The following is a 537-nucleotide window of genomic DNA, read 5'->3' on the forward strand; positions in this document are numbered from 1 at the left end:
CTGGTATGGCCAATGGTACAGGTATATTTTGTCTACCAGGTTCGTCTGGCGCGTGCCGTACAGGGTGGGAAAATATCTTAAAGGATCAGTTTGATAGCCGTACTCGTCCGTGTAACTTTGTGCCGCATTTTTTGGCGCAAAATCCTAGTCATGACTGATTTATAAATAATTAATAATAAATGATGAAGCCATGACAGCTATTTAACCAAAATCGATAGGCAGTGGCATCATGACAACGTGCTCGAATAATTCGGACAACTTAGCAGGTATAGTGATCTTAGCTGGCGGGGCATCCAAACGTATGGGTACACCAAAAGCGACGCTCACTCTGCCGACAGGTGAGCAGTTATTGCATTACCATGTGCATCATGCCAGCGAGTTGCAAGTTCCTATTTTGATTGCGGATAATGGGCGAGGCTTTTATGTTGATTCTGATGCGAGCTTGAGCAAATCCAGTTCGCCCGTTATGCATATTGCTGACTATGGTTCTAATTTTGGCGCTGATAATGATGAGCATATTCGTACAGGTGGTGCATT

Annotated in this window: 1 protein-coding gene and 1 pseudogene; both read left to right on the forward strand. The window is 44.1% G+C overall.

All coding sequences use genetic code 11. The features are described 5' to 3' along the window. Positions 1-158, forward strand: a pseudogene (locus ACS8FC_RS20450) (molybdenum cofactor biosynthesis protein); the annotation flags it as partial. 71 nt (positions 159-229) lie between these two features. After that, on the forward strand, positions 230-537 hold a 308-nt coding region (locus ACS8FC_RS20455; RefSeq protein ID WP_439298132.1), incomplete at its 3' end, for an NTP transferase domain-containing protein.

It is taken from the genome of Psychrobacter sp. 1Y4 (assembly GCF_051847555.1).